Source organism: Bacillus sp. 2CMS4F (genome assembly GCF_023161785.1).
Classification (GTDB): Bacteria; Bacillota; Bacilli; order Bacillales; family Bacillaceae; genus Bacillus; species Bacillus halotolerans.
The window spans coordinates 146787-170315 of sequence record NZ_JALNTO010000005.1 but is presented as its reverse complement, the minus strand read 5'-3'; the positions used below and the strand labels follow the sequence as shown (position 1 = coordinate 170315).

The window sequence follows — 23529 nt, the reverse complement described above, 5'->3', positions numbered from 1 at the left end:
TTATAATAAAATTTGCAGATCTATTTTATCATAGTTACGCTAAGAAAAATAAACATACATAAGAGGTGGAACAGAATGAACTTTGACAAACAAGAACAGCGCCTCGGCACCCAATCCGTCAAATGGGACAAGACGGGCGAATTGTTCGGCGTGACAGACGCACTCCCGATGTGGGTGGCGGATATGGATTTTCGTGCGCCGGAAGCGATAACAGAAGCATTAAAACAGCGCCTAGAACAAGGGATTTTCGGATATACAGCTCCAGATCAGAAAACAAAAGATGCAGTGTGTGCATGGATGCATAACCGGCACAGCTGGAAGGTGAACCCGGAAAGCATTGCATTCAGTCCCGGTGTTGTCACAGCTTTGGGCATGGCGGTACAGGCTTTTACAGAACCAAAGGATCAAGTGATTGTCCAATCCCCTGTCTACACGCCTTTTTACCATATGATTGAGAAAAACGGCCGGCGTATTTTACATAATCCGCTTAAAGAAAAAGACGGAACATATGTAATGGATTTTGAAGATTTGGAGACAAAAATCAGTGATCCGAGCGTCAAAATGTTTATTTTATGCAATCCGCATAACCCTTCAGGGCGTGCCTGGGGCCGGGAAGATTTGCTGAAGCTCGGCGAATTATGCCTGGAACACGGCGTTACAGTCGTTTCAGATGAAATTCATTCCGATTTGATGCTCTACGGAAATACCCATACACCGTTTGCCTCTCTTTCTGACGATTTCGCTGAGATTTCTGTGACTTGCGCAGCACCGAGCAAAACGTTTAACATCGCGGGTTTGCAGGCGTCAGCAATCATTATTCCAGACCGGCTGAAGCGCGCTAAATTTTCAGCAAGCCTGCAGCGAAACGGTTTAGGCGGATTAAACGCGTTTGCCGTGAGCGCAATCGAAGCCGCTTACTCAAAAGGCGGGCCGTGGCTTGATGAACTGATTTCATATCTTGAGAAAAATATGGATGAAGCGGCCGCCTTTTTGACCAGCGAGCTCCCGAATGTCAAGATGATGAAGCCTGATGCGTCTTACCTGATCTGGCTCGATTTCCGCGCATACGGCCTGTCTGATGCGGAGCTGCAGCAAAAGATGCTGCACAAAGGGAAAATTATTTTGGAGCCCGGCAAGAAATACGGCCCTGGCGGAGAAGGATTTATGCGTTTGAATGCAGGGTGCCCTCTGGCAACCTTGCAGGACGGACTGCGCCGGATAAAAACAGCGTTGGAGTAAATATTCGTCACAAACGCCTTTACGCATCAATCGTAAAGGCGTTCTTTATAAAGAAATTTTGTATTTTACTTCTAATGATAAGTGTTATAATAGATTCATATTTTATACGAAAGGATTTCACTCGAATGGAAATTCTAAAAGACTATCTCCTGCATATTTGCTTTATTTTGTTTCCCATTCTTCTTTACCAAGTGTTTTGGCTTGGAAAACCTTCAATCCTTGTACCAAAAATCAACAACGGATTGGTCACGTTATTTGCATGCGGCGCCTCCGTTTTATGCATTATCTTCCCTATACAGGAAATGGACTACATCCAATACGGTCTTCAAATCATTCCTGTCATCATTTGTTTATTTTACATAAACACTGCTTCCGGGCTAACAGTCGCCGCATCCGTCTTATGTTTTGAACTGCTGTTTTTTGAGCCTTCCGCCATTTTTGTTTTCACTTTGCTGCCTTTTCATATCATCATCCCAATTTTGCTTCAAAAAAAGTGGCCATTCATGTCCAAAGCGAGAAAACTGCTGCTGTCTTTATTCATCGGTTGCTTGGAGATCTTCTTATTTTTCGCCTCCATCTTGGGTTTTTCCGCCGTGAATATTTTAAATTTTCAAAATTCCGAATCCTTATATTATGAGGCAGCTGTATCGGGTTTGTTCCGCTGCACCGTTCTTCTTTTAAGCATTTATATTATAGAAAGCATCGCAGAAAATATCGCCCTGCGTTCCCAGCTTATTCATTCGGAAAAAATGGAGATTGTGAGTGAACTTGCGGCAAGTGTGGCTCATGAAGTTAGAAATCCGCTGACAGTTGTCCGGGGATTTGTCCAGCTGCTTTTTAATGATGAATCCTTTCAAAACAAATCCAGTGCGGATTATAAAAAGCTTGTGCTGTCAGAGCTTGACCGGGCTCAGGGCATTATTACAAATTATCTTGATATCGCCAAACAGCAATTATATGAAAAAGAGATTTTTGATTTATCTTCTCTTATCAGAGAGACGAGCTCCCTCATGATTTCGTATGCCAATTACAAATCTGTGACAGTAGAGGCGGACGCCGAGCCGGACCTTTTGGTATACGGGGATGCAACAAAGCTGAAGCAGGCTGTGATCAACCTCATGAAAAACAGCATTGAAGCCGTTCCCCCTGGTAAAGGGGTCATCCAAGTTTCAGCCAAAAGAAGCGGCCATATGATCGTAATCAAAATCTCAGATAACGGTGTCGGCATGACGGATCACCAAATGCAGAAGCTGGGTGAACCTTATTACTCTTTAAAAACGAACGGAACGGGACTTGGACTGACTGTGACGTTTTCCATCATTGAACATCATCACGGTACCATTTCGTTCAGCAGCAGCTTTCAAAGAGGAACCATTGTGACGATCAAGCTCCCTGCCGACCTTCCTCACTAGCAAATCAATTGGAACTTTTATAGAATGAATGCGAGGTGATAACAGATGAGTACATTTGAGAAAGGCTCTATCGTAAAAGGATTTTACAAAACAGGTGTATACATAGGAGAAATAACAGATTGCAGACCGCAGCATTATTTAGTCAAAATCAAGGCGGTTCTTACCCATCCCGCTCAAGGAGACCTTCACAATCCAAAACAGGCAGATGTGCCGTTTTTCCATGAGAGAAGAGCGCTCGCTTTCGGCGAACAGACCAATATCCCTCATCATATGGTGAAGCCCTATGACAGTGAAGTGCCGGATTATAACGAGTCTTTGCGGGAAGCGGTTGCACAGCTGAGAGCCAAACTGACCGGAGATGATTCAGAATGGGCCAAGCGCTCCCTGAACAATCTGGACGTTTTAGAAAAAGAATACTTTACCCGGCCATAACCCAGTCTGACGAAAGATTGGGTTTTTTATGTGGCGCGCCGGAACAGTTCAGATAAATCAATCCTCTCGCCGATTGTCGGCGGTTTTGGTTTTTCAAGATACTGCTTATCCTGCTCGACAAGCTTAAAAAGCTTATAGGCTGTAAGAGCATCGTCAAGCGCCTTATGATGGGTGCCGGTTCCTTTATCTCCGTACTCTTCCGCGGCCTTCCACAAGCCGGTCAGTGTCCGGTCTCCAAAAAAGTTTTTATATTCAAGCGATAAATCTCTCATCTCCCCTTTAAAAGGGAAAGGAATATGGTTAAACATACAATTTTGCTTCAGCACTTTCATATCCATGTTTCCCCACGTGATGATCGTGCAATTTTTTTCAGGATCAAGCTCATTTAATTTACGGATAAAGTCCTCGAACCTCATCCCCTCATCTACCTGGTTTTGCGTAATGTTTAAAAATGATCTGCAGCGTTTCGTCAGCTTGGGGAATTTTTTCGGCCTGATATAACTCGAAAACGTCTCAACTACTTCACCATTAACCGACTTTACAATTCCTGCTTCAATGATTTCCGGAAAAAAATTTTGCGGACTGTATTTTCCTTCGGGCATCGTAAATTCGAAATCAATAATGAGTAAGTTGCCTGCCTCCACTATTTTTACACCTGCCTTTCCTCCGATCAGAAGAATGCTATCTTTATAGTATATCAATTCTCCTTCTCTTCATTTCTTCATTTTCTAAAAATAATGAATTTTCCCAGCCGCATTGTTTCTTTTAAATGGTGCACTGTTTCTTTATAATTAGTAAGGAACCCGAAATAATAAGAAGGTGATGTTATTTCTATCCGCAAGAAAAACTTTGTCATTGTGTGGCTGGCGAATTTCTTTGTATCAGCCAGCACAACGATGATCGTCCCTTTTCTCTCCTTGTATATTGAGACGCTCAGCACCTTTTCCAACGGCTTTGTGCAAAGGTGGAGCGGTTATGTGTTCGGCATTACATTTTTAATGGCTTTTTTGGTATCCCCATTCTGGGGGCGATTCGGAGACAAACGCGGTTACAAGAAAATCCTTTTGACAACCGGAACCGGCATTGCCGTCAGCATTTTATTAATGGGCTTTGTCACGTCGGTTTATCAATTGTTTTTTCTGCGTATGGCAATGGGGCTTGTAACCGGATTTATCCCGACATCCCTTGCGATGATTTCCGCACAGACGCCTAAAAGCTCAGCCGGCAAAACGCTTGGCACGCTCCAAATGGGGCAAGTGTCCGGAAGCTTGTTCGGCCCGCTTTTGGGAGGCGTTCTTGCTGACCACTTCGGCTTTACGTATACCTTTTTTATCACATCCTTTGTGATTTTCTCAGCCGTTCTTCTCGTGTTATTCGGGGTCAAAGAACAGCCGCTCACAGAGAAGATAAATAAACGTCAGTCTTATACGAGAAAAGAAGTGCTCTCCTATATTTTTCACCAGCCCGCGCTTTGGGTCATGATGCTGTTAACCATGCTGATTCAAACAGGAAATTTCAGTATCCAGCCGTTGCTCGCTTTATATGTAAACGAGCTGCACGGATCTGACAATCTGACCTTTTTCTCCGGCATGGCATTTTCGGCAACCGGACTCGGCAGTTTGCTGCTGGCAAGAAAATGGGGAGATTTAGGAGACCGCTACGGCCACCGCCGCATTTTAATCGGGCTTTTAATCGCCGCCTCTTTATTTTTTATTCCGCAGGCACTCGCTTCTTCATTCAGTGTGCTGCTAGTTTTCAGGTTTTTATTCGGGATGGCGATGGGCGGCCTTCTGCCATGCATCACGGCGGCGATCCGCGTTCAGGCTCCCGGCTCCATCCAGGGAGAAGTCCTCGGCTACAATGTCAGCTTTCGCTTTTTAGGAAACGTTCTCGGACCTCTTCTCGGCGGTATTATATCAAGTCACTTCAATATCTCTGCAGCCTTTTATGTCACAGCATTTCTCTTTTTCGCAGGTGCCTGCCTGCTTTGGATCATGAAGAAATTCCAAAAAGAATCGTATGCCAAAGCAAGCTGATTCTCAGCAAAAATTGAGGAGTCTTCTAAATTTAACCTTCTCGTAAACTCAAAAGAATGGTACGATATGGCTAGAATTTAGGAGAAAAGAGAGTGACCATGTTACGAAAAATGATCGGATGGATTTTGCTCCTTTGCATAATCCCATTGTTTGCATTTACAGTTATCGCTTCCGGAAAAGAAGTAAAACAAATGAAGTCCCTGGATCAGGTGCTTGATAAGAATATTGATTTGAAAGAGATCAGCCTTGTTCAGAACAGCTACATGTACGACAGGGACGGATCTCTGGTCTCGGAAATCGTCAGCGATGATGAGAACCGTGTGCTGGTTCCCTTCAAGAAGATTCCCGAAGAAGTCAAACAGATATTTTTAACGTCCGAGGACCGCCATTTTTACGAACATAAAGGCTTTGACTTTATGGGGATGGTGCGGGCGGCCGCTTCCAACGTGAAGGACAAAAAGATTGACCAGGGGGCCAGCACCATCACACAGCAGCTTACAAGAAACTTGTATTTGAGCCACGAGCGCTCCTTCAGCCGCAAACTGACTGAGCTCGCGTACTCCTATCAGCTTGAGAAAAAGTATACGAAAAATGAGATTCTTGAAGCCTACCTAAATACGATTTATTTTAATAACGGCGTTTATGGCGTCGGATCAGCTGCTGAATTCTATTTCAGCAAACCGCTGAAATCTCTCACACTGGGAGAAATGGCTTTTATTTGCGCTATACCTAATAACCCTACATTATATGATCCTCTCAAGCATTTTGACTACACGAAAAGCCGTCAAGAACGCTTGCTTAAAGGGTTAAAAAATGCCGGAGTCATTACGGACAAAGAGCTGAAAAAAGCCGTAAAACAAAAAATCAAACTGGATGTCGAAGAGAAAGAAGACAAATATCCGGACTACGTTTCCTACGTAAATGATGAATTCACTCAACTAGTGTCTGAATCTGAAGGCTTTGATAAGCGTCTTCAAAAAGCGTCAGGAAAACAAAAAGACAAGATAGAAAACGAGCTGTCCGCCAGAGTCAGCACACTTCTGAAAGACGGCGTAAAAATTTATACCGCACTTGATCCGTACATGCAAAATCAAGTCGTGGCACAAATGAATTCGAAGCTTCCGTATGCGGGCGTACAGGGCGGAGCGGCTGTGATTAATCACCAGACGCATCAAGTTGTCGCTCTATCCGGCGGCAAAAACTATCATAAGTATGATTTTAACCGTGCCTACCAAGCATACAGACAGCCAGGGTCATCCATTAAGCCGCTTCTCGATTACGGACCTTATATTGAACAGACAGGTGCGACGGCAAGCAGCACAATTGATGCCGGCAAATTTTGCAGCAGGGACTACTGTCCGCAAAACTACAATAACCGCACATACGGCACAGTAACGCTCGATACAGCGTTTAAAAACTCGTATAATACACCGGCCATCAGAATGCTGGACCGCGTTGGCATCCAAAAAGCATTCAGCTATATTGAGCCGTATCATTTTTCAAAGCTTGTCAACAGCGACTATCTTCTGCCGGCGGCGCTTGGCGGATTTACACACGGCATGACGCCTCTTGAGATGACAAAGGCGTATACAACATTCGGCAACAGCGGAAGCTACTCGCCGAGCCACGCGATTACAAAAGTGACGGATTTAAAAGGAAAAACGATTTATAAATGGAATGACAAAGCGACACAGATATTCAGCGTCCGCACAAACATGCAGCTGAAAAAACTGATGTCTTCCGTTGTTAAAAGCGGGACAGGGAAAAAAGCATATTTCAAAGCGCCTTATATCGGCGGTAAAACGGGAACCTCAAATGATTATCATGATATGTGGTTCGTCGGCCTGACAGATACGTACACAATGGGTGTCTGGGTCGGAAAAGATACACCGAGCAGCGTTGAATACCTTCACAGTATCAGCCCTCAGCTTTCCATCTGGAAAGGAACGCTGCAGGCAGCTTATTAAAGAATCGGAGGGGATCTGCAGTGACATCAAAACAAATTCCAAATCGCGTATTGCTGTTTGACGGTGTGTGCAACTTATGCAACGGTGCCGTTCAATTTATCATAAAGCGTGATCCAAACGGTTTGATTTCATTTGCATCGCTTCAATCGGAAACAGGACAGAGCCTGCTGAAAAAAAGCGGGCTTCCGACTGAGCATTTTGACAGCTTTGTCTTTATTGAAGACGGCCAGGTTTACACTAAGTCAACTGCAGCCATAAAGGTTTTCAGGCATCTGCGGGGCCCATGGCGGCTCTTCGTCCTGTTTTTTGCAGTGCCGAAACCTGTCAGAGATATGCTCTATTCTTTTATTGCCAAAAACCGCTATAAGTGGTTCGGCAAAAAAAATGAATGTATGCTCCCCTCCCCTTCTATAAAAAATAGATTTTTACCATAAACGAAAAAATGGCTAGCTTACACAGGTAAGCTAGCCATTATGCTATTATAAAGCTTGATAAATATGAACAGAATACCGATAACAAATGTAAACCAAAACAGCAGTTCCAACAGAATGAATCCTACCAATGACATGATAGAAAGTGTTGAATAAATCCGGTAAACAACGAACACAAAGTAAGCAAGTGTAACAACTGCAAACCAGATCACAATCCAGATGACATTTTGCAATAGCACAAAGGATAAGATCCCGCCGCCTAAATATATGATAGAGCCCATTCTGACTGTTTTCAGGTTTTTTCCTTCCGGATCATTTGCGAAAAACAGCAGTGACAGCTCAGTCACGGTATTTGCAATTAATTTCAGAGCGGACAGAACCATAAAATATAAAAGTGCAAAGGCCGCAAATAACGCAAGTCTGATTCCTTTCTCTGAGAAGTAATCGAGCATCCCATCGTACATTCCAAATGAAGACAGCATCTTCAATGCATAGAGTGAAGTTGAAATGGATAAAGACGAACTAAAAAGCAGGATCGCAATCAGCGGAAAGTATCCTGTCAAATAAGTATTTTTCATATAAAAAAGTCCCTTTCTGTAATCTACCTCATTTATTATGGAGGACTTAAAACACATTGACAAGATAAATTATTCCATTTTTTCTCCTTTTTACGAATTACGGTCCCAAATCTTCACAAAGCGGCATTTTGAGAGTAAAGTAGTACGCAGGAATCATAAAACGTAAGGAAGTTTTATATGAAAAAAACATTAAAACTGCAAACCAGACTCACCATATTTGTCTGTATCGTCGTGTTAATCGCACTGCTCATCACCTTTTTTACCGTCGGTGCCCAAACCTCTAAAAGGATACGTGATCAGGAAAGAGACACAGCGCTGCAAACGGCTGAAATGGTTGCCGACGCACCGATTACTGCCTCCGCTTTGGAGAGCGGAAAAAACCAGAAGGAACTGCTCAGCTACACGCTGGACGTCCAGAAAATTACCGGTACAGAATTTGTCGTTGTCATGGATATGAACGGCATTCGCAGAACCCATCCGGACCACAGCAAAATCGGAAAAAAATTCAGGGGCGGAGATGAAGCCGAAGTATTAAAAGGACATGTCCATATCAGCACCGCCTCAGGCACGCTTGGGAAATCGCAGAGAGCGTTCGTGCCTGTCTACGCCAAGAATGGAAAACAAGTCGGAGCCGTTGCGGTCGGCATCACAGTGAATGAAATTGACGAAGTCATCAGCCACAGCTTACGGCCGCTCTATTTTATTATTTGCGTCAGTATATTCGTCGGCGTCATCGGAGCTGTTATCGTCGCACGCACGGTGAAAAATATCATGTACGGACTTGAACCGTATGAAATCGCGACACTTCTTCAAGAACGAAGCGCGATGCTTGAATCAACGAAAGAAGGCATACTCGCTGTCGACGAACACGGTAAAATCAAGCTTGCCAATGCGGAAGCAAAGCGCCTTTTCATTAAAATGGGCATAGAAACAAATCCCGTCGATCAGGATGTCAATGACATCCTGCCGAAGAGCCGTCTGAAAAATGTCATTGAGACCCGAAAACCTCTTCAAGACAGAGATGTGCGTATTAACGGATTAGAGCTTGTATTTAATGAAGTGCCCATCCAGCTAAAAGGACAAACCGTCGGAGCGATTGCGACATTCCGGGACAAAACCGAGGTAAAACATTTAGCTGAACAGCTTTCCGGTGTTAAAATGTATGCAAACGCACTGAGAGCGCAGTCTCATGAATTTATGAACAAACTGCATGTGATATTAGGTCTCGTCCAGCTGAAAGAGTATGACGATCTTGGAGATTATATTAAAGATATTGCCATTCAGCAAAAATCAGAAACAAGTGAAATCATAAATGATGTCAAAAGCTCCGTGCTGGCCGGATTTCTGTTGGGAAAACAGAGCTACATACGAGAGCAGGGCGCAAATCTCGATATTGAATGCAGCGGAGTTATTCCAAACGCAGCAGATCCTTCAGTCATTCATGAACTGATTACGATTATCGGAAATCTCATCAACAACGCCTTGGACGCTGTTGCCAATATGCCGAAAAAACAAATCACGATGTCCATGCGTTTTCATGACAAGATATTGGACATCGAAATTACTGATACAGGAGCCGGCATGTCCGAAGAAGACCAAGTCAAGGTATTCGAACAAGGCTATTCAACAAAGGGCAAAAACCGGGGATTCGGCCTTTATTTCACCCAGCAAAGCATGGAGAATTTAAAGGGCCAAATGATTATCACCAGCGAAAAAAATGAAGGAACCACATTCAGTCTTCGCATCCCGTACGAACCGAAGGAGGAAAACCATGATTAATGTACTAATAGTTGAAGATGACCCCATGGTGGGTGAATTAAATAAACGATATTTAAGCCAAATAGAAGGCTTTCAGCTGAAAGGAATCGCCTCTTCCTTTCAAAGCGCTCTGCATATTTTAGGAGAGCATCACATCGATCTTATTTTGCTTGATATTTATATGCCGGGCAAAAACGGGCTTGAGCTGCTGACGGAATTGAGAGCCCAAAATGAAGCGGTTGACGTGATTGTCATCTCTGCGGCAAGCGAGCTGGACGTCATCAAAAAAACACTTCGTTACGGAGCTGTGGATTACTTAATCAAACCGTTTGAATTTGAACGTTTTCAGACTGCCCTTTCTGATTACAGACGAAAACAAAAAGTGTATTCCACCCATCGAAACATGAGCCAAAAAGAATTGGACGCGGAACTGTTTCATAAGAAGGAGGCGACAGAAAAAGTGCACCTGCCAAAAGGGCTGACAAAAAGCACGCTGAAGCTGATTTGGTCCAGCATTCAATCCTTTGAAAACGAGTCCTTTACGACAGAAGACCTGGCAAATCATACTGAAATATCTCAAGTATCCATCCGAAAATACTTAAAATTTCTTGAGGATATACAGGTTCTGAATGTCGAAATGGCGTACGGCACGATCGGAAGACCGGTGTTTCAGTACAATGTCAATACAGGCAACCTTAACGGAATTAAGCAATATTTATAAAAAAACGCACTGTTCATGTCGAGCAGTGCGTTTTTTTCTGTCACATCTCTTGCCAAGGTGCTTGAACATTTCGCCAATAAGCTATACAAGAATAATAAAGGACTTTTTTGCATATCTGATTACACAATTCCAAAAATACATATTTTTTAAAAAATTATGCGTAATTCTATTTATTTCTTGTAAGTAAAATGATAAATTATGAGTGGTTAGTTGATCCCTAGACTAAGTCATAAGTCACACTTCAGAAAGAGATGTCTCGGTTTTCCGCCCGGAACACCTTCAACATCCTTCTCTTCCCCGCCTTTCGAAGGAAACACTCACGCCACACTTACTAAGGGAAGATCAGAACTGTCTCAGCTCATTCTAATTGTTATTATCTGAAAATTTTATCGATTCTAAGAATTGAGTGAGGCATCCCATCTCATGACTGTCCGGATCAGCTCAGGCCAAATTTTCCTGGGGGGTTTTATCTTGAATAAACGCAAAATCGGATTGGCGATGTCACTTGTAATCGCAGCGGGCACCATTTTAGGCGCATGCGGAAACAGCGAAAAAAGCAGCGGAAACAGTGAGGGCAAAAACAAATTCAGTGTGGCGATGGTCACCGACATTGGCGGGGTGGATGACAAATCCTTTAACCAATCAGCATGGGAAGGCATCCAAGCCTTCGGTAAAGATAATGGTCTGGAAAAAGGAAAAAACGGATACGACTACCTGCAATCTAAATCAGATGCAGATTATACAACAAACTTAAATAAATTAGCGCGTGAGAATTTCGACTTGATCTATGGCGTTGGTTATTTGATGGAAGATTCAATCAGTGAAATCGCCGATCAGCGCAAAAATACAAACTTTGCGATTATTGACGCAGTCGTCGATAAAGACAACGTCGCAAGCATTACGTTTAAAGAGCAGGAAGGCTCATTTCTCGTCGGAGTGGCCGCAGCTTTAACAAGCAAATCAGGAAAAATCGGATTTGTGGGCGGCATGGAATCCGAGTTAATCAAAAAATTCGAAGTCGGCTTCCGTGCAGGGGTTCAGGCTGTAAAACCTGACGCAACTGTCCAGGTGAAGTATGCGGGCGGATTTGATAAAGCGGACGTTGGAAAAGCAACCGCCGAGAGCATGTATAAATCAGGCGTTGATGTGATTTACCACTCCGCAGGCGCCACCGGCACAGGTGTCTTTACAGAAGCCAAGAACCTGAAAAAAGAAGACCCGAAGCGTGATGTTTGGGTGATCGGAGTCGATAAAGATCAATACGCAGAAGGCCAAGTAGAAGGAACAGACGATAACGTCACCCTTACTTCCATGGTCAAAAAGGTTGATACAGCAGTTGAAGATTTAACAAAGAAAGCAAGCGAAGGCAAATTCCCCGGCGGAGAAACGCTTACATACGGACTTGATCAAGACGGAGTCGGCATTTCTTCCTCTAAACAAAACCTATCGGATGATGTAATCAAAGCAGTTGATGATTGGAAGAAAAAAATCATCGACGGATTAGAAGTGCCGGGAACAGAGAAAGAGCTGAAAAATTTCAAAGCTGAATAAGAATCGCGGGGATAAGGAGAAGAGCCCTTATCCCTTGTTTTTCTTTCAGAGCAAAGCTGCACATGTCCTTGCGGCTTTGTTAAAAGCATCTTGAAAAAAGGAGCGGTCAATTCTGTGGAATATGTCATTGAAATGCTCAATATACGCAAGGAGTTTCCCGGTATCGTCGCAAATGACAACATTAATCTTCAGGTCAAAAAAGGCGAAATCCACGCGCTGCTCGGTGAAAACGGAGCGGGCAAATCAACTTTGATGAACGTCCTTTTCGGGCTGTATCAGCCAGAAAAGGGAGAAATTCGGGTCCGCGGTGAGAAGGTGCACATCAACAGCCCGAACAAAGCGAATGATCTCGGAATCGGCATGGTGCATCAGCATTTTATGCTTGTCGATACATTTACAGTTGCTGAAAACATTATTCTCGGGAAGGAGCCGAAAAAGCTCGGGCGGATTGACCGAAAACGCGCTGTCCGAGAAGTTCAGGACATTTCCGACCGATACGGACTTCAAATTAATCCCGAGGCAAAAGTAGCTGACATATCCGTCGGCATGCAGCAGCGTGCAGAAATTTTAAAAACCCTCTACCGCGGGGCTGACATTCTGATTTTTGATGAACCGACAGCTGTGCTGACGCCTCATGAAATCAAAGAACTCATTCAAATCATGAAGAACCTCGTTAACGAGGGAAAATCAATTATTTTAATTACCCATAAACTGAAAGAAATCATGGAGGTTTGTGACCGCGTTACCATTATCCGCAAAGGAAAAGGCATCAAATCACTGGATGTCCGGGATACAAATCAAGACGAGCTCGCCAGTCTGATGGTCGGCCGCGAGGTATCGTTCAAAACAGAAAAAAAAGCGGCTCAGCCGGGATCTGAAGTGCTGGCGATTGACAGAATCACTGTAAAAGATACTCGCGGAGTAGAAGCTGTAAGGAATTTATCGCTTTCTGTCAATGCCGGAGAAATTGTCGGCATAGCCGGCGTTGACGGAAACGGACAGTCAGAGCTGATTGAAGCGATTACAGGACTCCGAAAAACGGAGTCTGGAACCATTTCCTTAAACGGAAAACAGATACAAAACCTGACGCCGAGAAAAGTAACGGAATCCGGAATCGGGCATATTCCACAGGACCGCCATAAACACGGCCTCGTTTTGGATTTTCCGATCGGTGAGAATATCGTGCTCCAAAGCTATTACAAAAAGCCTTATTCAGCATTCGGTGTTTTACATAAAGGCGAAATGTATAAGAAAGCACGCAGCCTGATCAGCGAGTACGATGTCAGAACCCCCGATGAATATACACAGGCGCGGGCATTGTCAGGCGGAAACCAGCAAAAAGCAATTATCGGAAGGGAAATTGACCGCAATCCTGACTTGTTAATCGCCGCCCAGCCGACTCGCGGCCTTGATGTCGGAGCGATTGAATTTGTCCATAAAAAACTCATTGAACAGCGTGATGCCGGAAAAGCCGTTCTTCTTCTATCGTTTGAGCTGGATGAAATCATGAATCTCAGTGACAGAATCGCTGTCATTTTTGAAGGCAGCATCATATCCAGCGTCAATCCGCAGGATACGACTGAGCAAGAGCTCGGCCTCTTGATGGCGGGAAGCACGCAAAAGGAAGCGGGGAAAGCAAATGGTTAAACGACTCTCTCATTTACTCGTGCCGCTCATTGCAATCATGCTCGGCTTGCTGGCCGGCGCACTTATTATGCTTGCGAGCGGATACAGTGTGATCAGCGGCTATTCCGCTTTATGGAATGGGATATTTGGAGAAATCTATTACATCGGGGAAACCGTCCGGCAGATTACACCTTATATTTTATCCGGATTAGCTGTTGCTTTCGCTTTCCGAACCGGGCTTTTCAATATCGGGGTAGAGGGACAGCTGCTAGTGGGCTGGACAGCTGCCGTTTGGGTTGGAACGGTGTTTGACGGACCGGCATATATTCATATGCCGCTTGCACTGATCACAGCGGCTGCAGCAGGCGGTTTATGGGGATTTATTCCCGGCTTTTTAAAAGCACGGTTCTATGTTCATGAGGTCATTGTCACCATTATGATGAATTATATCGCGCTGCATATGACCAATTATTTGATTTCAAAAGTTATGACAGACAATCAGGATAAGACGGAAAAAATTCACGAATCGGCCTCACTGCGCTCGCCGTTTCTTGAGCAGATTACGGATTATTCAAGGCTTCACTGGGGGATCGTCATCGCCCTTCTCGCAGCTGTTGTTATGTGGTTTATGATTAACAAAACAACGAAAGGCTTTGAGCTTCGGGCAGTCGGATTCAACCAGCACGCGTCCCAGTACGCCGGTATGAGCGTGCGGAAGAATATTATGACCTCCATGCTCATTTCAGGAGCTTTTGCAGGCCTTGCAGGTGCCATGGAAGGTCTGGGAACGTTTGAATACGCAGCTGTCAAAGGCGCATTTACCGGCGTCGGCTTTGACGGTATTGCCGTCGCTCTTCTGGGCGGGAACACTGCGGTCGGTGTTGTGCTTGCGGCAGCTTTGCTTGGCGGACTCAAAATCGGGGCATTAAATATGCCAATTGAATCAGGCGTACCTTCTGAGGTTGTCGATATTGTGATTGCCATTATCATTCTGTTTGTTGCTTCAAGCTATGCCATTCGTTTTGTCGCGGATAAATTGAAGAAAAAGGGGGCGAACTAAGTGGACTTTCTGCAGATTGTATCAATCATTGTCCCTGCCACACTCGTATACGCAGCCCCGCTTATTTTAACCGCTCTCGGCGGCGTATTTTCCGAGAGATCAGGCGTCGTCAATATCGGCCTTGAAGGCCTTATGATTATCGGAGCGTTCACCAGTGTTTTATTCAATTTATTTTTAGGCCCTGAATTGGGAGCCGCAGCACCTTGGCTTTCGCTCATTGCCGCTATGGCAGCCGGCGCGCTGTTTTCACTGATTCATGCGGCAGCGGCGATATCGTTTCGCGCTGATCAGACAGTCAGCGGCGTCGCCATTAATATGCTGGCGCTTGGGGCTACTTTATTTATCGTAAAGCTGATTTACGGAAAAGCGCAAACTGACAAAATTCCCGAGCCTTTTTATAAAACAAGTATTCCCGGCTTGAGCGACATCCCCGTATTGGGAAAAATCTTCTTTTCAGATGTCTATTATACGTCTATTCTCGCAATTGTCCTGGCCTTCATTTCGTGGTTTATCTTGTTTAAAACCCCGTTCGGCCTCCGTATTCGTTCCGTCGGAGAACATCCGATGGCGGCCGATACTATGGGGATCAATGTTTACAAAATGCGCTATATCGGCGTGATGATCAGCGGATTGTTCGGCGGCCTCGGGGGCGGCGTATATGCGTCAACAATTGCCCTCGACTTTACGCACTCTACTATTTCCGGGCAAGGCTTTATCGCACTCGCCGCCCTTGTATTCGGAAAATGGCATCCGATCGGCGCACTCGGCGCTGCCCTGTTTTTCGGATTCGCGCAAAGCTTAAGCATTATCGGCTCACTGCTCCCTCTTTTTAAGGACATACCGAATGTATATATGCTGATTGCCCCTTACGTATTAACCATTCTCGCCTTAACCGGCTTTATCGGACGCGCAGATGCGCCAAAAGCAAATGGTGTGCCTTATATCAAAGGAAAACGGTAACCATATCTCCCTGGGAAGCGGCTTCTCAGGGATTTTTCTGCTCCAAAATACCCAATTAATTTAGTTGTTTATTAATTATTTAACTTAAAAAAATATCCTTTGTTAGCGCTTTCTTGTAGACTGTAACAAACAATACATGGGGGTGTATGACAATGGGAGCAATTCACAAAACAGAGGAAGTTTTACCTGAGCACAAAGACACACAGGAGAAAAGCCTGTTTAAAAAAATATGGACTTGGGAAATCGGCGTGATTCCTCTCCCATTATATACAGCATTAGCTGTCATTATTATTCTTGCGGCCTATTACAACGAGCTGCCTGCAAACATGCTGGGCGGGTTTGCCATCATTATGATTTTAGGTGTCTTTCTTGGCGATATCGGCCAGCGGATTCCAATTTTAAAGGATATTGGCGGGCCTGCTATTTTATCTTTGTTTGTGCCATCTTTTTTAGTTTTTTATAATGTGTTGAATCCATCATCGTTAGATGCTGTAACCAATTTAATGAAAACGTCTAACTTTCTTTATTTCTATATCGCTTGTCTTGTTGTAGGAAGCATTCTTGGAATGAACAGAACTGTTTTAATACAGGGATTCATCAGAATGTTCGTTCCTTTAGTAGCGGGCACAATTGCGGCGGTTGCGGCCGGCGTGCTCGTCGGATTCATCTTCGGCTACAGTGCCTATGATTCCTTTTTCTTTGTCGTTGTGCCGATTATTGCCGGGGGAATAGGTGAAGGAATTTTGCCGCTCTCGATCGCTTATTCGCAAATATTGGGGTCTTCCGCTGATGTGTATGTGTCTCAGCTGGTTCCTGCCGCTATCATTGGAAACGTTTTTGCTATTATCTGTGCTGCTTTAATGAAAAAACTGGGCGAAAAACGTCCTGACCTAAACGGCAATGGGCGTCTCGTTAAATCTAAGAAAGCGAACGATATTTTCAATCAAAAAGAGGCTGAAGCTAAAATTGACTTTAAACTGATGGGAGCCGGAGTTCTGCTCGCTTGTACGTTCTTTATTTTCGGCGGTTTACTGGAGAAATTTATCTTCATCCCGGGCGCTATTTTAATGATTATTTCAGCAGCTGCAATCAAATATGCAAATATCCTTCCGAAAAAAATGGAGGATGGCGCGTACCAGCTTTATAAGTTTATTTCATCAAGCTTTACATGGCCGCTTATGGTAGGCCTCGGGATTCTCTTTATCCCTTTAGATGACGTGGCGTCTGTGATTTCTATTCCGTTTGTCATCATTTGTATTTCAGTTGTCGTTGCCATGATTTCTTCCGGATATTTTGTAGGCAAGCTGATGAACATGTACCCTGTTGAATCCGCAATCGTTACCTGCTGTCACAGCGGTCTCGGCGGAACGGGAGATGTCGCCATTTTGTCCGCTTCAGGAAGAATGGGCCTTATGCCATTCGCCCAAATTTCTACCCGCCTCGGCGGAGCTGGAACTGTCATTTGCGCGACGATTTTACTTCGCTTTTTCACTTCATAATCAGAAAAAGAGTTCCGTCTTAGACGGAACTCTTTTTTTATTTGTTCACAATCCGCATATACTCCCTGGGCCCAAACGGCCTATCCTTAGATTCCGCCTCACTCATTTTAGTTGACAGGTGGTGCTCCAATAAATACAGTTCCCAATCATCATTGTCTGCCACACCGGCACGGCCGTCATATTGATTCAGCATGAATGCCCCTGCACATATCGAGCAGAATAAACCTGAGCACATAAGGACCTTTCTCTTCACCATGATCAGCTCCTTACATACAGCTTGATCAGGAGCGATTTTAAATATACAAATGACCTGATTTTTGCTAAACTTATTTTAAGGTCAAGAGAACTTGTAAAATTCATTCGCGGCAGGTTGAAGCATGGCGGCTTCCAAAAAAGTGCGATATAATTTGGACTGGGTCGTTTGACCGTATATTCTAATGATTTATACATAGAACAGGTTTCAATTAAAGAAAAGGAGGTCTTGTCTTTGCAGCTCTTACACTTTGCTATTTTATCGCCTTTTGTATTTGCTTTTATCATTCCCTTTCTGGCAAAATACGCAAAAAGAGTGCATACGGGCTGGTTTGTTCTGATCCTACCCGTCTTGCTGTTTATATACTTTCTTCCAATGATCAGAATGACTCAGTCGGGAGAAACATTACGATCGGTATTGGAGTGGATTCCTTCATTAGGCATTAACTTTACCGTTTATGTAGACGGTCTCGGACTGCTATTCGCCTTACTGATAACAGGGATCGGCTCGTTGGTCACTCTTTACAGTATTTTTTATTTATCGAAAGAAAAAGAACAGCTTGGGCCTTTTTATGTCTATTTATTAATGTTCATGGGCGCTATGCTCGGTGTTGTTCTTGTTGACAACGTCATGGTTCTCTACATGTTTTGGGAGCTTACCAGCCTTTCGTCCTTTTTGCTCATTGGATATTGGTACAAGCGTGAAAAATCTCGCTACGGCGCCGCAAAATCGCTCTTGATTACGGTAAGCGGCGGACTGTGTATGCTGGGAGGATTCATTCTCCTTTATCTGATCACAGATTCTTTCAGTATCAGAGAAATGATCAATCAGGTTCAGTTAATTGCCGGCCATGATCTATTTATTCCGGCGATGATTTTGATTTTACTAGGCGCATTTACAAAGTCCGCCCAGTTTCCTTTTTACATTTGGCTGCCTGACGCCATGGAAGCGCCGACGCCTGTCAGCGCGTATCTCCATTCAGCCACAATGGTCAAAGCGGGAATTTATGTGATTGCAAGATTCAGCCCTATTTTCGCCTTTTCAGCTCAGTGGTTTTGGATTGTTTCTCTCGTCGGGATTTTCACCATGGTTTGGGGTTCATTCCATGCCGTCAAACAAACCGACTTAAAATCCATTTTGGCGTTTTCAACCGTCAGCCAGCTCGGCATGATCATCTCGATGCTTGGTGTCAGCGCTGCAGCCCTGCATTACGGCCATACAGAATATTACACAGTTGCCGCCATGGCTGCCATTTTCCATCTCATCAATCATGCTACCTTTAAAGGAAGCTTGTTTATGGCAGTCGGCATCATTGATCATGAAACAGGCACACGGGACGTCAGAAAGCTCGGCGGACTGATGGCGATCATGCCGATTACATTTACGATTTCCTTGATTGGCACATTTTCAATGGCTGGTCTCCCGCCGTTTAACGGATTTTTGAGTAAAGAAATGTTTTTCACCAGCATGCTTCGTGTGACACATGTCGATTTGTTCAACGTCCAGACGTGGGGAGCGCTGTTCCCTGTCCTCGCTTGGGCAGGAAGTGTGTTTACATTTATCTACAGCATGAAACTGCTGTTTAAAACATTTAAAGGCAATTACCAGCCTGAAAAACTCGAAAAACAGGCTCATGAAGCGCCGATCGGAATGCTCGTATCACCTGTCATTCTTGTTGCGCTCGCTGTCAGTCTCTTCTTTTTCCCGAATATATTGTCCTACAGCTTGATAGAGCCTGCGATGAATTCAATCTATCCGACACTGCTGGACAGCCATGAGAAGTTTCATGTTCATATTTCGCAGTGGCACGGGTTTACAGCCGAAGTTCTGATGACACTGGGCATTATCGCTGTCGGTACGATCGGATATTTGACGATGAACAAGTGGAAAGGGATCTATAAGCTGTTTCCATCGAAACTCACGCTCAATCGGTTATACGAGAAGCTCCTGACCATCATGGAAAAAGGCTCTTATCGAGTGACAAAACAATATATGACCGGATTTTTGCGGGATTATCTTCTGTATATCTTCGCTGGATTTATCATTCTGATGAGCGGGGCTCTCGTTTTGAAAGGCGGATTTTCCTTTGCAACTGAGGGTATGGCGAAAATCGGCATATACGAAATGATTCTGACACTTGTCATGATCAGCGCGACAGCGGCGACTGTATTCGCCCGATCCAGACTGACGGCGATTATTTCACTTGGTGTTGTCGGTTATACGCTTGCATTGTTTTTTGTTATTTTCAGAGCGCCCGATTTGGCTTTGACCCAGTTGGTCATTGAGACGATTTCCGTCGCCCTGTTTCTGCTTTGTTTCTATCATTTGCCGAAACTGCGGCTGAAAAAGAAAACGAGAACGTTCCGAATGACAAACTTTATCATTGCTTTAGGAGTCGGCATTATTGTCACCCTGCTCGGTATTGCATCCTCAAGCCAGCGGACAAAAGACAGTATCGCCTCCTTCTTTACAAAGCACAGCCACGATCTTGGCGGAGGAGATAATGTCGTCAATGTCATTCTCGTTGATTTCAGGGGCTTTGATACAATGTTTGAAATTACGGTATTAACGATTGCCGCTCTCGGCATCTTCAGCATGATTAAAACAAAAGTAAAAGAGGAGGGGAAAAGCGGTGAATGAACAAAAAACAAACGACCTCATTTTGCAGACCGTGACAAAGCTTGTATCCTTTATCATATTGCTTTTCTCTTTCTATTTATTTTTATCAGGCCATAACGCGCCTGGAGGAGGCTTTGTCGGCGGGCTGATCACATCCTCTTCCATCGTTTTGCTGCTGCTGGCTTATGATTTAAAAACAGTGCGTTCCATTTTGCCGGTTAATTTCATTTACGTCGCGGGAGCCGGTCTTCTGCTCGCTGTCTTAACAGGAGTTGGCTCCTTTGTCTTCGGGGCGCCCTTCTTAACCCACACATTCGGTTACTTTCATCTGCCGATTTTCGGGAAAACGGAGCTCGCCACGGCGACGCTTTTTGATTTAGGCGTTTATCTTGTTGTCGTAGGCATTACGATGACCATTATTCAAACGATTGGAGAGGAAGAATAATGGAAATCTTAATGGCTGTTACAGCCGGTATTATTTTTATGGCTGCTACGTATTTGCTGCTGTCTAAAAGCCTGCTTCGGGTCATTATCGGAACAGCGCTTTTGAGCCACGGCGTTCATTTAATGCTTTTAACTATGGGAGGATTAAAACAAGGCGCCGCTCCGATTTTGAGCGAGCATGCCAAGTCATTTGTCGATCCGCTTCCGCAAGCCCTGATTTTGACGGCTATTGTCATTTCATTTGGAGTTACATCCTTTATCCTCGTCATGGCGTTTCGGGCCTATCAGGAATTGAAAACGGACGATTTGGATCAAATGAGGGGAAATGATCAACATGAATAATTTTGTTATATTGCCAATTCTGATCCCGCTCCTGTCCGCCATTCTGCTGATTTTCATGAACAAACACATCATGCTCATGCGGATCTTCAGCACTGCGGCATCCGCACTCGGGATTGTGATCAGCGTTTTACTCGTGCAGACTGTTTTTACAAACGGCATTCAGACACTGAGTTTGGGCGGCTGGAAAGCCCCCTACGGAATTGTGCTTGTTGCAGATCAATTTGCCAGCCTGCTTGTTCTGACCACAGCAGTCATCGGCTTATTGGTTGTGCTTTATTCCTTCCGTTCTATCGGTGAAAAACGGGAACGTGCCTTTTATTACTCCGGCGTTCAGTTTTTGCTGGCTGGTGTAAGCGGAGCGTTTTTAACAGGCGATTTATTTAATATGTACGTATTTTTCGAGCTTCTGCTTATTGCTTCTTATATGCTGATTGTATTAGGCGGCACAAAAATTCAGCTGCGGGAGTCGCTTAAATACATTGTGTTTAATATCGTGTCATCAGCATTGTTTGTCATCGGCGTCGGCTTTTTATACGCTGTGACCGGCACATTAAACATGGCGGATTTAAGTGTGAGAATCAGCGAATCCGGACAAACTGGGCTGATTACTGTAATCGGTGTCCTCTTACTCATCGTGTTTGGAATGAAGGGCGGGATCTTCCCTCTCTACTTTTGGCTTCCCGGCTCTTATTACGCGCCGCCGGCAGCCATCTCCGCATTGTTCGGCGCCTTGCTGACAAAGGTCGGGTTATATGCGATCACAAGAGTGTTCACACTGATTTTCATTCACGATACAGCGTTTACCCACCAGCTGATGATATGGCTCGCGGCTCTCACTGTCATCTTCGGTGTCATCGGTTCACTTGCCTATCAGAATGTCATGAAAATCGTGATCTATAATATTATTACCGCTGTCGGCGTTATTTTGTTCGGTGTTGCAGTTCAAACGCCCGCTTCCATTCAAGGTGCGATTTACTACCTGATTCACGACATGCTGATTAAAGGCGCATTATTTATGCTGGCAGGCACGCTGATTGCTTTGACAGGAACAGCAAGCCTGCAACGAATGGGCGGGCTGATCAAGCGATACCCCGTTCTTGGATGGATGTTCTTCATGTCGGCTGTATCTCTTGCCGGCATCCCGCCTCTCAGCGGATTTGTAGGCAAATTTAAAATTGCAGAAGGCGGCTTCGCTGAAGGTGAATTTACGATTTCCATGCTGATCCTGCTTTCAAGCCTGCTCGTCCTGTATTCCGTGTTAAGAATCTTTATCCATGCGTTTTGGGGCGAAGAAAAAGAAACACCAAAGCAAAATCTTAGAACAGCTAAAGGGCTTCTATATCCGGCAGCTATTTTTCTCTTGCTGTCTCTTCTCTTCGGATTGGGTACAGAATGGGTGTCACCGTACGTTGATCAAGCGGCCGAGACTTTGCTGAATCCGGAAAAATATATTGAAGCTGTTTTGAAGGAGTAGATCGCATGGCATTTCAAATTTTATTAAATGTGTTTCTCGCTTTTTGCTGGATGTTCCTGAGCAATGACGCAAGCGCCGCCGGATTCATCACAGGCTTTATCCTGGGAATGATCTCTCTCTTCTTCTTCCGGCGCTTCCTTGCTCAACCGTTTTATCTATGGAAAATGTTTTCGATTATCAAACTTTTTTTGATCTTTATAAGGGAATTATACCTTGCCAACGTCAGTGTGCTGAAAACAGTCCTGTCGCCAAAACTGGATATCAAACCAGGCATATTCGCATTTAAAACAGAGCTGACAAAGGATTGGGAAATCACCCTGCTTTCACTGCTTATTACATTAACGCCGGGAACATTGGTCATGGATATTTCCGATGACCGGACCATTCTCTATATTCACGCGATGGATATTGAGGATGCGGAAAAAGCGATTTTTGATATTCGTGAGTCATTTGAAAAAGCCATACAGGAGGTGAGCCGCTGATGTTTACGTTAATCCTTCAAATCGCGCTCGGCATTATGGCGGTGTCCACCCTGTTGTATGTCGTTCGTGTCATCAAAGGGCCGACTGTTCCGGACCGGGTTGTGGCTCTGGATGCAATCGGCATTAATCTGATAGCAATGACAGCGCTTGTCTCCATCCTGCTGAATACGAGTATTTTTCTTGATATCATATTATTGCTGGGTATTTTGTCTTTTATCGGAACCATTGCGTTTTCTAAGTTCTTAGAGAAAGGAGAGATTATCGAAAATGATCGTGATCGCTAAAATAGCAGTAGCGATATTTATCCTAATGGGGGCGCTAATCTGTCTTGCGGCTTCCTTCGGGACGCTTCGCCTTCCCGATATGTACACACGCTCTCACGCTGCTTCTAAAGGCTCAACGTTAGGGGTAAATATGATTTTGCTCGGTGTCTTCTTCTTTTTGTGGTTTATTACAGGAGAGATATCAGCAAAAATTCTGCTCGGGATTTTCTTTATCTTTATTACGGCGCCGGTCGGGGGACACTTGATCTGCCGAGCTGCGTACAACTCTGGCGTCAAGCTGGATGAAAGAAGTGTACAGGACGACTATAACGGAATCAGAAACTTTGTGATTAAACGAAAAGAGGATTCTTACCTATAAAAA

The 23529-nt window shown here is 44.4% G+C and carries 24 protein-coding genes; 20 read left to right on the top strand and 4 right to left on the bottom strand.

Annotation, left to right across the window (positions count from 1 at the left end; all coding sequences use genetic code 11):
• Positions 1–75: 75 nt before the first annotated feature.
• The 3 genes from MTN95_RS10205 to kapB all read left to right on the top strand — a co-directional run bounded on the left by MTN95_RS10205 (position 76) and on the right by kapB (position 3083).
• Positions 76–1239: a MalY/PatB family protein gene (locus tag MTN95_RS10205; RefSeq protein WP_105991656.1), complete on the top strand. Its 1164-nt coding sequence runs from the start codon at positions 76–78 to the stop codon at positions 1237–1239.
• Positions 1240–1364: 125 nt separating this feature from the next.
• Positions 1365–2651: a sensor histidine kinase gene (locus MTN95_RS10200; protein WP_105991655.1), complete on the top strand. Its 1287-nt coding sequence runs from the start codon at positions 1365–1367 to the stop codon at positions 2649–2651.
• Positions 2652–2696: 45 nt separating this feature from the next.
• Positions 2697–3083 (top strand): kinase-associated lipoprotein KapB, encoded by a 387-nt coding sequence (kapB, locus tag MTN95_RS10195; RefSeq protein ID WP_059334744.1) that lies wholly within the window; start codon positions 2697–2699, stop codon positions 3081–3083.
• A 26-nt stretch (positions 3084–3109) separates the two neighbouring features.
• Here kapB and kapD read toward each other — a convergent pair whose 3' ends face one another.
• Complete coding sequence (gene kapD / locus MTN95_RS10190; protein ID WP_024122659.1) at positions 3110–3727, bottom strand: 3'-5' exonuclease KapD; 618 nt, start codon at positions 3725–3727, stop codon at positions 3110–3112.
• Positions 3728–3804: 77 nt separating this feature from the next.
• Complete coding sequence (locus MTN95_RS10185) at positions 3805–4008, bottom strand: hypothetical protein (protein ID WP_044160312.1); 204 nt, start codon at positions 4006–4008, stop codon at positions 3805–3807.
• Between MTN95_RS10185 and MTN95_RS10180 the strand changes: the two genes are divergently transcribed.
• The 3 genes from MTN95_RS10180 (at position 3911) to MTN95_RS10170 (ending at position 7520) form a co-directional block, all read left to right on the top strand.
• Positions 3911–5119: a multidrug efflux MFS transporter gene (locus MTN95_RS10180; RefSeq protein WP_396022373.1), complete on the top strand. Its 1209-nt coding sequence runs from the start codon at positions 3911–3913 to the stop codon at positions 5117–5119. The genes MTN95_RS10185 and MTN95_RS10180 overlap by 98 nt on opposite strands.
• A 92-nt stretch (positions 5120–5211) precedes the next feature.
• Positions 5212–7086 (top strand): transglycosylase domain-containing protein, encoded by a 1875-nt coding sequence (locus tag MTN95_RS10175; protein ID WP_248338036.1) that lies wholly within the window; start codon positions 5212–5214, stop codon positions 7084–7086.
• A gap of 20 nt (positions 7087–7106) precedes the next feature.
• Positions 7107–7520 (top strand): thiol-disulfide oxidoreductase DCC family protein, encoded by a 414-nt coding sequence (locus MTN95_RS10170; protein ID WP_059292652.1) that lies wholly within the window; start codon positions 7107–7109, stop codon positions 7518–7520.
• Between the two features lie 17 nt (positions 7521–7537).
• On the opposite strand, the gene MTN95_RS10165 is transcribed toward MTN95_RS10170, so the two are convergent.
• The gene (locus MTN95_RS10165; protein ID WP_095713969.1) at positions 7538–8095 is read right to left on the bottom strand and encodes a YufK family protein; all 558 of its coding nucleotides are present in this window, start codon (positions 8093–8095) and stop codon (positions 7538–7540) included.
• Between the two features lie 177 nt (positions 8096–8272).
• Between MTN95_RS10165 and maeL the strand changes: the two genes are divergently transcribed.
• The 7 genes from maeL (at position 8273) to maeN (ending at position 17270) form a co-directional block, all read left to right on the top strand.
• Positions 8273–9874, top strand: coding sequence for a two-component system sensor histidine kinase MaeL (maeL, locus tag MTN95_RS10160; RefSeq protein WP_024122664.1), 1602 nt, complete (start codon positions 8273–8275; stop codon positions 9872–9874).
• The gene (gene maeM / locus MTN95_RS10155) at positions 9867–10574 is read left to right on the top strand and encodes a two-component system response regulator MaeM (protein WP_024122665.1); all 708 of its coding nucleotides are present in this window, start codon (positions 9867–9869) and stop codon (positions 10572–10574) included. Before maeL ends, maeM begins: the two co-directional genes overlap by 8 nt.
• A 471-nt stretch (positions 10575–11045) precedes the next feature.
• Positions 11046–12125, top strand: coding sequence for a guanosine ABC transporter substrate-binding protein NupN (nupN, locus tag MTN95_RS10150; protein ID WP_024122666.1), 1080 nt, complete (start codon positions 11046–11048; stop codon positions 12123–12125).
• A gap of 114 nt (positions 12126–12239) precedes the next feature.
• Positions 12240–13772: an ABC transporter ATP-binding protein gene (locus MTN95_RS10145; protein WP_105955467.1), complete on the top strand. Its 1533-nt coding sequence runs from the start codon at positions 12240–12242 to the stop codon at positions 13770–13772.
• Complete coding sequence (locus MTN95_RS10140) at positions 13765–14811, top strand: ABC transporter permease (RefSeq protein ID WP_105955468.1); 1047 nt, start codon at positions 13765–13767, stop codon at positions 14809–14811. The genes MTN95_RS10145 and MTN95_RS10140 overlap by 8 nt, the downstream gene beginning before the upstream one ends.
• The gene (gene nupQ, locus MTN95_RS10135) at positions 14812–15771 is read left to right on the top strand and encodes a guanosine ABC transporter permease NupQ (protein ID WP_024122669.1); all 960 of its coding nucleotides are present in this window, start codon (positions 14812–14814) and stop codon (positions 15769–15771) included.
• Between the two features lie 152 nt (positions 15772–15923).
• Positions 15924–17270 carry a sodium/malate symporter MaeN gene (gene maeN / locus MTN95_RS10130; RefSeq protein WP_024122670.1) on the top strand — a complete coding sequence of 449 codons (1347 nt, stop codon included), beginning with the start codon at positions 15924–15926 and terminating at the stop codon, positions 17268–17270.
• 37 nt (positions 17271–17307) lie between these two features.
• Here maeN and MTN95_RS10125 read toward each other — a convergent pair whose 3' ends face one another.
• Entirely contained in the window at positions 17308–17523 is a 216-nt protein-coding gene (locus tag MTN95_RS10125) for a hypothetical protein (RefSeq protein WP_105955502.1), read from the bottom strand.
• A 234-nt stretch (positions 17524–17757) separates the two neighbouring features.
• On the opposite strand from MTN95_RS10125, the gene MTN95_RS10120 reads away from it, so the two are divergent.
• The 7 genes from MTN95_RS10120 to mnhG are packed head-to-tail and all read left to right on the top strand — an operon-like array spanning position 17758 to position 23526.
• On the top strand, positions 17758–20163 hold the full coding sequence (locus MTN95_RS10120; protein WP_248338034.1) for a Na+/H+ antiporter subunit A: 2406 nt from the start codon (positions 17758–17760) through the stop codon (positions 20161–20163).
• The gene (locus tag MTN95_RS10115; RefSeq protein ID WP_044158935.1) at positions 20156–20587 is read left to right on the top strand and encodes a Na(+)/H(+) antiporter subunit B; all 432 of its coding nucleotides are present in this window, start codon (positions 20156–20158) and stop codon (positions 20585–20587) included. Before MTN95_RS10120 ends, MTN95_RS10115 begins: the two co-directional genes overlap by 8 nt.
• Positions 20587–20928, top strand: a complete 342-nt coding sequence (locus tag MTN95_RS10110; RefSeq protein ID WP_105955471.1) for a Na(+)/H(+) antiporter subunit C — start codon at positions 20587–20589, stop codon at positions 20926–20928. Before MTN95_RS10115 ends, MTN95_RS10110 begins: the two co-directional genes overlap by 1 nt.
• Positions 20921–22402 (top strand): Na+/H+ antiporter subunit D, encoded by a 1482-nt coding sequence (locus MTN95_RS10105; RefSeq protein ID WP_024122675.1) that lies wholly within the window; start codon positions 20921–20923, stop codon positions 22400–22402. Before MTN95_RS10110 ends, MTN95_RS10105 begins: the two co-directional genes overlap by 8 nt.
• A gap of 5 nt (positions 22403–22407) precedes the next feature.
• Complete coding sequence (locus MTN95_RS10100) at positions 22408–22884, top strand: Na+/H+ antiporter subunit E (RefSeq protein WP_101864138.1); 477 nt, start codon at positions 22408–22410, stop codon at positions 22882–22884.
• Positions 22884–23168 carry a Na(+)/H(+) antiporter subunit F1 gene (locus MTN95_RS10095; protein ID WP_024122677.1) on the top strand — a complete coding sequence of 95 codons (285 nt, stop codon included), beginning with the start codon at positions 22884–22886 and terminating at the stop codon, positions 23166–23168. Before MTN95_RS10100 ends, MTN95_RS10095 begins: the two co-directional genes overlap by 1 nt.
• Positions 23152–23526: a monovalent cation/H(+) antiporter subunit G gene (gene mnhG, locus MTN95_RS10090; protein ID WP_105991650.1), complete on the top strand. Its 375-nt coding sequence runs from the start codon at positions 23152–23154 to the stop codon at positions 23524–23526. Before MTN95_RS10095 ends, mnhG begins: the two co-directional genes overlap by 17 nt.
• Positions 23527–23529: the final 3 nt, after the last annotated feature.